Here is a 10,134-nt window from a genome sequence, read left to right as displayed (position 1 = left end):
GGTCGCCGCAGTTCCTGAGGGAGACCTGAAGATGGTTGAGAACGAGAAACTTCTGGCCTACCTGAAGCGGGTCTCCGCGGAACTGCACGAAACCCGTGCACGGCTGCGCCGGTTCGAGTCCGGCGAGGCCGAGCCGGTGGCGATCGTGGGAATGGGCTGCCGGCTGCCGGGAGGCGTCGACAGCCCGGAGGGAATGTGGGACCTGCTGGTCTCGGGCACCGACGCCATCTCTGGGCTACCCACCGACCGGGGCTGGGAACCGTCCACCGCCCAGGGCGGATTCGTCGAACGCGCGGCTGATTTCGACGCATCCTTCTTCGGGATCAGCCCGCGCGAGGCCCTCGCCACCGACCCCCAGCAGCGCCTGCTGCTGGAGACGGCCTGGGAGGCCCTGGAGCGCGCCGGGATCGATCCGCGCTCGCTGCAGGGCTCGGCCACCGGCGTGTTCGCCGGGGCCTCCACCTCCGGCTACCCCTCGGCCGCCGCGCCCGGTGCGGGCATGTACCAGCTGACCGGCACCGCGACCAGCGTGGTCTCCGGCCGGATCTCCTACACCCTGGGCCTGGAAGGGCCCGCAGTGACGGTGGACACGGCCTGCTCCTCCTCGATGGTCGCGCTGCACCTGGCCGCTCAGGCCCTGCGGGCCGGAGAGTGCTCGCTGGCCCTGGCCGGCGGCGTGACCGTGATGGCCGTGCCGGTGATGTTCTCCGAGCTCTCCCGCCAGCAGGGGCTCGCCCCCGACGGCCGGTGCAAGGCCTTCTCGGACGCCGCCGACGGCACCGGCTGGGCCGAGGGCGCCACCATGATCGTGCTCGAGCGCCTCTCCGACGCCCGCAAGAACGGCCACCCGGTGCTCGCCGTGGTGGCCGGCAGCGCGGTCAACCAGGACGGCGCCTCCAACGGTCTCACCGCCCCCAACGGTCCCTCGCAGCAGCGGGTCATCCGCGCCGCGCTGGCCTCGGCCCGGCTGACGGCCTCGGACGTGGATGCGGTGGAGGCCCACGGAACCGGCACCACGCTGGGCGACCCGATCGAGGCGCAGGGCCTGCTGGCCACGTACGGGCAGGACCGCGACCCCGAACGCCCGCTGTGGCTGGGGTCGATCAAGTCGAACATCGGGCACACCCAGGCCGCCGCGGGGGTGGCCGGGGTGATGAAGATGGTGCTGGCGCTGCAGCACGGCGTGCTGCCCGCCACCCTCCATGCCGACGAGCCCTCCGGGCACGTCGACTGGTCCTCCGGTGACGTCCGCCTCCTCACCGAGGCCCGCTCCTGGACTCCGGGCGAGCGCGTGCGCCGGGCCGGAGTCTCGGCGTTCGGCGTCAGCGGCACCAACGCCCACGTGATCATCGCCGAGGCCCCGGTGGCCGAACCAGCTTCTACGGGCGCGGCCAGCGGCTCGTCGGACGCGGCTCCTGATGCGCCGCGCGCGGCTTCCGGCCCGCTGGCGGTGCTCAGCGAAGCTCCCCACGCCTGGCTGATCTCCGGCCACACCCCCGAAGCCCTCACCGCCCAGGCTCAGCGGCTGCAGCACGCGGCTGGTGACCTGGACCCGCAGGACGTGGCCTGGTCCCTGGCCACCACCCGTTCGGCCTTCGAGCACCGGGCCGTGCTGCTGGGCGACTCCACCGCCCTACAGACCGATCTCGCCGCACTCATCTCCGGCTCGGCCGAGTCCGGCGCGATCGTCGGCTCGGTGCTGGGCGAGGACGCCGACCGTGTCGTGTTCGTGTTCCCCGGCCAGGGCTCGCAGTGGGTGGGCATGGGCCGCGAGCTGATCGCTTCCTCGCCGGTCTTCGCCGCGCGGATGGCCGAGTGCGAGCTTGCGCTCGCCCCTTTCACGAGCTGGACGCTGACCGACGTCCTCAATGATGCAGTTGCTCTTGAGCGCGTCGACGTGGTGCAGCCCGCGCTGTGGGCCGTCATGGTCTCGCTGGCCGCCGTGTGGCAGGCGGCCGGAGTCCAGCCCGACGCCGTGCTCGGGCACTCGCAGGGCGAGATCGCGGCCGCCGTGGTCTGCGGCGCCCTGTCGCTGGAAGACGGCGCGCGCGTCGTGGCCCTGCGCAGCCAGGCCCTGAAAGCCTTGTCGGGCCGAGGCGGGATGCTTTCGATCGCCGCGCCGGTAGACGTCGTGCGGCAGCGCCTGACCGCCTTCGACGCGCTCACCGTGGCCGCAGTCAACGGGCCCAACGCCACCGTGGTCTCCGGCGATCCGGCCCAGCTCGCCGCCCTGATGTCGGCGGTCGAGGCGGACGGCGGCCGGGCCCGGCTGCTTCCGGTCGACTACGCCTCGCACGGCCCGCAGGTCGACGAGCTGCAGGCCGAGATTCTCCGGCTGCTGGCCGCAGTCACGCCTCGCACCGCGCAGATCCCGATGATCTCGGCGCTGTCGGGTGCCTGGCTGGACGGCAGTGAACTGGACGCCGGCTACTGGTACGACAGCCTGCGGGGAACGGTCGAGTTCAACCGCGCCGTGCAGGCTCTCGCCGAGGAGGGCTACCAGGCCTTCATCGAGGTCTCGGCCCACCCGGTGCTGACCACTCCGATCAGCGAGACCGACGCCGCACTGACGGTCAACGGCACCCTGCGACGCGAAGAGGGCGGCGCGGCCCGCCTACTCACCTCGTTCGCCGAGGCCTGGGTGCGCGGTTGCCGGGTGAACTGGACCGCCGTCCTGCCCCCGGCCCAGCGCATCGCCCTTCCCACCTACGCGTTCCAGCACCGCCGCTACTGGCCCGACGTCGCTGCCGGTGCGGCCGACGTGGCCGCGGCCGGCCTGGGAACCGTGCGCCACCCTCTGCTCGGCGCCCGACTGGAGCTGGCCGACGGTGACGGGGTGGTCTTCACGGGTCGTCTGTCCACGGCTGCGCAGCCCTGGCTGGCCGACCACACCCTGGCCGGCACCACCATCTTCCCGGGCACCGGCCTGGCCGAGCTGGCCCTGGCCGCGGGATCACGGCTGGGCTGCCCGCACCTGGACGAGCTGACCCTGACCGCGCCGCTGGTTCTCAACAGCAGCGGCGTGCAGGTGCAGGTGGCGGTCGGTGCTGCGGAGGCTCACGGCGGCCGTTCGGTGGAGATCTTCGCCCGGCCCCTGGAGAGCAGCACGGTCTCCGGGGACGGCGCTGAACTGGACGGTGTGCCGGCCTGGACCAGGCACGCTTCCGGACAGCTGGGCCTGGCTGTCGCCGTCGAGGCGGAAGACCTGACGGTCTGGCCGCCCGCCGGGGCCGAGCCGGTTGCCGTCGGCGGCCGTTACGACGAACTGGCCAAGGCTGCCGGTCTGGGCCCGGCCTTCCGCGGCCTGCGGGCGGTCTGGCAGCGCGGCACCGACATCTTCGCCGAAGTTGCCCTGCCCGAAGGTCTTTCCACCGACGCCGAGTCGTTCGGTCTGCATCCGGCGCTGCTCGACGCGGCGCTGCACGCGCTGTGGGTGGCCGGGCCGCAGGGAGAGGGCGAGCCGCAGATGCCGTTCGCCTGGTCCGGGGTCTCGCTGCACGCGGTGGGCGCCGGGGTTCTGCGCGCCCGGGTGCGGCGTTCCGACAGCGGCGCGGTGTCGCTGGTGGCCGTGGACGCGACCGGGATGCCGGTGATCACCGTCGACTCGCTGGTGATGCGCCCGGTGACGCTGCCGGACTCGGCGGCCACGCCGGGCTGGGTGCGCGACGCGCTGTTCACCGTGCAGTACGCCCCGGTCAAGCTGCCGGTGGGCTCGGTACGGCGCTGGCAGTTGCTGGGCCTGGACCGCTGGAACCTGGCCGCCGGGCTGGAGCAGGCCGGAGCTGAGGTGGGCACATTTTCAGCTGCGGACACACCCCGCCCACCCGGGGAGACACACTCAGCTGAAGCAGAGGTTGAGGCGGCCGGCAGCCCTGGCGCTGCACCCGGTATCGAGGCTGCACCCGACGCCGCGTCGGTGGTGCTTGCCTTCCTGGCGTCGGAACCCGGGTTATCCCCGGCCGACGAGGCCACGCGCCTGGCCGGTGAGGCGCTCACCCTGGTGCAGCAGTGGCTGTCCTCCGAGACCACGGCCCGCCTGGTCGTGGTCACCCGGGGTGCGGTGTCGGTAGGCGAGAACGAAGAACTTACGGACGTGGGTGCGGCGGCTGCCCGGGGCCTGTTGCGTTCGGCTCAGTCGGAGAACCCGGACCGGATCGTCCTGGTCGACCTGGCTCCCGATCTCGACGGCGAAACCCTGGTGAGGACGCTGGCCGCGGCTGCGGAGGCGGGCGAGGCGGAGCTGGTGGTGCGGGAAGCAGGGACGTTCGCGCCCCGGCTCGCGCGCCCGGCCGCGCTGCCGGCCATCGGGTCCGAGGTGGGCGTGACCGCGGTCGGCGCCGAGACAATGGCGGCGGCCGGCGACGCCGATTCCGTACCGGCGACCGTGCTCATCACGGGCGGCACCGGCCGACTGGGTGGTGTCGTCGCCCAACACCTCGCCGACACCGGCCGCGCCGGCTCGCTGCTGCTGGTGAGCCGGTCCGGCCCCGCCGCGCCCGGTGTTGCCACCTTGGCGGCGGACCTCGCGAACGCCGAAGCCGACGTGACGATCCTCAGCGGCGACGTGGCGGAGCGCGCGGCCCTTGCCGCCATGCTCGACGGCCGCCGCGTCACCGGCGTGATTCACACCGCCGGTGTGGTGGACGACGGCACGATCGGCTCGCTCACCCCCGAGCGGGTGGCGACGGTCATGCGTCCCAAATCGGATGCCGCCTGGGCGCTTCACGAACTCACCCAGGACCTGGACTTCTTCGTGCTGTTCTCCTCGGCCGCAGCCACGATGGGCGCGCCGGGTCAGGGTAACTACGCCGCGGGCAACGCGTTCCTCGATGCGCTCGCCGCTCACCGCCGCGCTCGGGGCCTGCCCGCGATCTCGCTGGCGTGGGGCGCCTGGATGGCCTCGGAGGGAATCGGCCGGAACCTGAACCAGGGCCTGCTGAACCGGGCTACTGACGGCGGATCCGGTGAGCTGGACCGCGAAGAGGGTCTGCTGCTGCTGGATCTGGCCCTTCGGCGCCCGGACTCCCTGCTCCTGCCGGTGAGGTTCGACGTGGCCGGCCTACGGGCGCGGGCCGAGCAGGGCGCCGACGTCCCGCCCGTGATGCGTGCACTGGCCGGAGCGGCCGGGCTGGCCCGGTCGGCCCGGTCGGGAACGGACGGGCGCGCCGCAGCGCTGCGCACGCAGCTCGCCGGGCTCACCGTGGCCGAGCGCGAGCGGGTGCTGACCGATCTGGTGCGGGCCCACGTCGCGGCCGTGCTGGGGCACTCCTCGGCCGACGAGATCGACGCCTCCCGTGCCTTCACCGACCTCGGCTTCGACTCGCTGACCGCGGTGGAGCTGCGCAACCGGCTGAGCACGGCGACCGGCCTGCGGCTGCCCGCCACCCTGGTCTTCGACTACCCGACCACCGCGGTCCTGGCCTCCCATCTGGGAGGCGAGCTGGTCGGCGTCCTTAATGCGGTTTCCGCCCTGCCGAAGCCGGCCCGCGAGGACGACGACCCGATCGCCATCGTCTCGATGGGTCTGCGTTTCCCGGGCGGGGTGCGCGACCCGCAGGCGCTGTGGCAGCTGCTCTCCAGCGGCGGCGACGCCATCTCGACGCTGCCCACCGACCGGGGCTGGGACCTGGAGGGCCTGTACGACCCGGACCCCGACCAGGAAGGCACGTTCTACACCAGCCAGGGCGGCTTCCTGCACGATGCGGCGCAGTTCGACCCGGGCTTCTTCGGGATCAGCCCGCGTGAGGCGCTGGCCATGGATCCGCAGCAGCGGCTGCTGCTGGAGGTCAGCTGGGAGGCGTTCGAGCGCGGCGGGATCGACCCGGCCACTCTGCGCGGTTCGTCGACCGGCGTTTTCGCGGGCGGACAGTCCTGGGGTTATGGGCTCTTCGGTGACGCGGGCGGCTCCGAGGGGCATCTGCTGACCGGTGGCTCGACCAGCGTCCTGTCCGGGCGCATCTCGTACACCTTCGGCCTGGAGGGCCCGGCGGTCACGGTCGACACGGCCTGCTCGTCGGCGCTGGTGGCCATGCACCTGGCGGCCCAGGCTCTGCGCAGCGGCGAGTGCGAGCTGGCCCTGGCCGGCGGCGCGACGGTGATGGCCAGCCCGGGCGTGATGGTCGGCTTCTCGCGGCAGAAGGGCCTGGCGGTGGACGGACGCTGCAAGGCGTTCTCCGCCTCGGCCGACGGCATGGGCATGTCTGAGGGCGTGGGCATGGTTCTGCTGGAGCGTCTTTCGGATGCCCAGCGCAAGGGCCACCCCGTGCTGGCGGTGCTGCGCGGGAGTGCGGTCAACCAGGACGGCGCCTCGAACGGACTCACCGCCCCCAACGGTCCCTCGCAGCAGCGGGTGATCCGGGCCGCGCTCGCCAATGCCGGGCTGACGGCGGCGGAGGTGGACGCGGTGGAGGCGCACGGCACCGGCACCACGCTGGGCGACCCGATCGAGGCCCAGGCCCTGATCGCCACCTATGGGCGGGACCGGCCGCAGGAGCGTCCGTTCTGGATCGGCTCGGTCAAGTCGAACATCGGCCACACCCAGAGCGCGGCGGGTATCGCCGGCGTGATGAAGATGATCCTCGCCCTGCAGCACCAGGAGCTGCCGCGCAGCCTGTACACCGAGGCGCCGGCCGAGAACATCGAGTGGTCGGCCGGACATGTCGCCCTGCTGGCCGAGTCGCAGCGTTGGGAGACCGAAACCAATGGACGGCGGCGGCGGGCCGGGGTGTCGTCGTTCGGCATCAGCGGCACGAACGCCCACGTCATCCTCGAAGAGGCCCCGCAGGCCGCACCCGTCGAGCCGGACCAGCGCCAGGCGCTGGTCGAGGGCGCGACGGCCTGGGTGACCTCCGGGGTCTCGGCACCCGCCCGGCAGGCTCAGGCCACCCGCCTGAGTGAGCTGACTGGGCTCACAGAGCTGGAACCGGCCGACGTGGCGTGGTCGCTGGCCACGACGCGTTCGCTGTTTGGGCACCGGGCGGTCGTCGTGGGTGGGACGCCGGAGGAACTGCACGTCGGCCTGGCCGCGCTGGCCCAGGGCCGTCCGTCGGCCAATCTCGTGACCGGTACGGCCAGTGCTCGCGGCGCCGGACGCGTGGTCTTCGTGTTCCCCGGTCAGGGCTCGCAGTGGGTCGGCATGGGCCGCGAGCTGGCGGCCTCGTCCCCGGTGTTCGCCAGGCGTCTGGAGGAGTGTGCGAGCGCGCTGCGGCCGTTCGTCGACTGGTCGCTCACCGACGTCCTGGGCGACGAGAACGCCCTGGAACGGGTGGACGTGGTTCAGCCGGTTCTGTGGGCCGTGAACGTCTCACTGGCTGCGGTCTGGGAAGCAGCCGGGGTGAAGCCGGACGCGGTGATCGGCCACTCGCAGGGTGAGATCGCCGCCGCGGTCGTCTCGGGGGCCTTGTCGTTGGAGGACGGCGCCCGCGTGGTGGCGCTGCGCAGCCAGGCCCTGAAGGCGCTGTCCGGCCGGGGCGGCATGCTCTCGATCGCCGAGCCGGTGGCCGAGGTCGAGCAGCGTCTGGTCGGCGACGTCACGGTGGCCGCGGTGAACGGCCCGAACGCCACGGTGGTCTCCGGTGACCCGGCCGCGCTCGAGGCGATCATGCAGGCGGTCGAGGCCGAGGGTGGCCGGGCCCGGATGCTGCCGGTGGACTACGCCTCGCACGGCCCCCAGGTGGACGAGCTGCAGGACGAGATCCTGCGCCTGCTCGCCGACGTGAGGCCGCGCCGGGCCGGCGTCCCGATGGTCTCGGCGATGACCGGCGAGCACCTGGACGGCACCGAGCTGGACGCCCGCTACTGGTACGCCAGCCTGCGCGCCAAGGTCGAGTTCGCGCGCGCGGTGGCAGTGCTCGGCGAGGCCGGGTACGGCGCCTTCGTCGAGACCTCGGCGCACCCGGTGCTGGCCTCTCCCACGCTGGAGACGCTGGAGAACATCCACACCGACCCGATCGTGGTCGGCACCCTGCGCCGCGAGGAGGGCGGCCCGGCCCGGCTGCTCACCTCGCTGGCCGAGGCGTTCGTGCGCGGCGTACCGGTGAACTGGAGCCTGGTGCTGCCCGCCGCCGAGCGCGTCGACCTGCCCACCTACGCGTTCCAGCACCGGCGGTTCTGGATCGAGTCGGCAGCCCCTGGAGCCTCCGGCCCCGCCAAGGACGTGACCGCGTCCTGGCGCTACCGCATCACCTGGCCCCTGCTGACCGACCTGGCCCCGGCCCGCCTGGACGGCACCTGGCTGCTGGTGCACAACGGTCAGGACGCTCTCGCGTCGTCCTGCCGGGCCGCGCTGGAAGCCGCCGGGGCAACCGTCCAAACGCGGCAGTTCCCGGGTGTTCTGGCCGGGGGTGAGCTTTCGGGCGTGCTCTCGCTCCTGGCGGCCGTCCAGACCGACGTCACTCCCGTCCAGAGCCTGGAGCTGATCCAGGCGCTGGGTGCGGCGGGCATCGAGGCCCCGCTGTGGTCGGTCACCCAGGGCGCGGTGGCCACCACCTCCGACGACAGGGTGAACGCCCCTGAGCAGGCTTCGGTCTGGGGCCTGGGCCGGGTCGCCGCTCTCGAGCACTCCTCACGCTGGGGCGGCCTGATCGACCTGCCCCCGACCATGGACGAGCAGGCCGGGCAGCGCCTGGCCGCGGTGCTGAACGGCAGCGAGGACCAGGTGGCCGTCCGGCCCGCCGGGATTCACGCCCGCCGTCTGGTGCGGGCCACCCCGAGCCCGGCCAAGAAGCCCTGGACGCCGCAGGGCACCGTGCTGGTGACCGGGGGGACGGGCGCCATCGGGGCCCGCGTCGCCCAGCTGGCCGCTCGTCGCGGAGCCCAGCAGATCGTCCTGACCAGCCGCAGCGGCCCGGCCGCGACCAACGTTCCCACGCTGGCCGCCGAGCTGGCCGAGAACGGGGCGACCACCCACGTCCTCTGTTCCGATCTGGCTGTTCGCGACGACGTCGTTGCTCTGCTGAACCACATCGGCCCGGTGGACTCGGTGTTCCACGCCGCCGGCGTGGGCCAGGTGATCCCGCTGGAGGAATCCAGCGCCCAGACCCTGGCCGAGGTGTCTGCCGTGAAGGCGCTCGGAGCCAAGCATCTCGACGAACTGACCACCGACCTCAGCGCCTTCGTGCTCTTCTCCTCCGGCGCGGGTGTCTGGGGCAGTGGCCACCAGGGCGGCTACGCCGCGGCCAATGCCTACCTCGACGCGCTGGCCGAGAACCGGCGCAGCCGAGGCCTGAACGCCACCAGCGTGGCCTGGGGGCTGTGGGGCGGCGGGGGCATGGCCTCCGACAACGACGGCCGCCTGGAGCGGATGGGCCTGCGGGAACTGAACCCGGCCCGGGCCATCGAGGTCCTGGGATCAGTACTGGACGGCGGCGAAGCCGCTCTCACGGTCGCCGACGTCGACTGGCCCACCTTCCACCCGGTGTTCACCCTGCCCCGCCCCAGCGCCCTGCTGGCCGATCTGCCCGACCTGCGCGCCACCGAGCCGGAAACGGACGAGGCGGGCGGTTCGGACCTGCTGAACCAGCTGAACGCCACCGACCGGGCCGGGCAGGAGGAACTCCTGGTCGATCTGGTGCGGGCCGAGGCCGCCGCCGTGCTCGGGCACGCCTCGATCGACGACGTGGAGGCCGACCGGCCCTTCCGCGACCTGGGCCTGGACTCGCTCACCGCGGTCGAGCTGCGCAACCGGCTGGGCTCGGCGAGCGGCCTGCGCCTGCCCGCCACCCTGGTCTTCGACTACCCCACCCCGGAACTCGTGGCCGGCCACCTGCGCTCGGCCCTGGCCGGGCACCTCGGGCACTCCGGGTACTCCGGTCAACGGGGGCAACGGGGACACCTGGGCTTCGACGAGAACGAACCAACGTCGGTGATCGAGGAGATCGAACGGCTGCAGTCCGCACTGGGCCGGCTGAGCAGCTCTCAGCCGGACTTCGACCGGCGTGACGACGTCACCCGGCTGCTGCGCGGGCTGTTGTCGAACTGGATCGGCCAGGCGCCCGCGGAGGAACCCGCGGGCCCCGACCTGGAGTTCGGCTCGGCCACCCCGGAGGAGGTGTTCAGCTTCCTGGACACCGAGCTCGGGCTGAACGGCCCCGCCGCCGCCGACCAGACCAACTGAACCACCCCATCGCTTCGGGA

General features: G+C 73.0%; 1 protein-coding gene. It reads left to right on the top strand.

The genetic code is table 11. The features are described 5' to 3' along the window. Nucleotides 1-31: 31 nt before the first annotated feature. On the top strand, nt 32-10,114 hold the full coding sequence (locus QSK18_RS17710; RefSeq protein WP_285620581.1) for a type I polyketide synthase: 10,083 nt from the start codon (nt 32-34) through the stop codon (nt 10,112-10,114). Nucleotides 10,115-10,134 lie beyond the last annotated feature (20 nt).

Source organism: Kineosporia sp. NBRC 101677, from assembly GCF_030269265.1.
Taxonomy (GTDB): domain Bacteria; phylum Actinomycetota; class Actinomycetes; order Actinomycetales; family Kineosporiaceae; genus Kineosporia; species Kineosporia rhizophila.
Note: the sequence above shows the minus strand (reverse complement) of the source record. Positions and strands in the feature narration are given on the sequence as shown.

Coding starts and splice junctions, on each gene's coding strand:
- QSK18_RS17710 (WP_285620581.1), top strand. CDS start 32: ATGGTTGAGAACGAGAAACTTCTGGCCTACCTGAAGCGGGTCTCCGCG.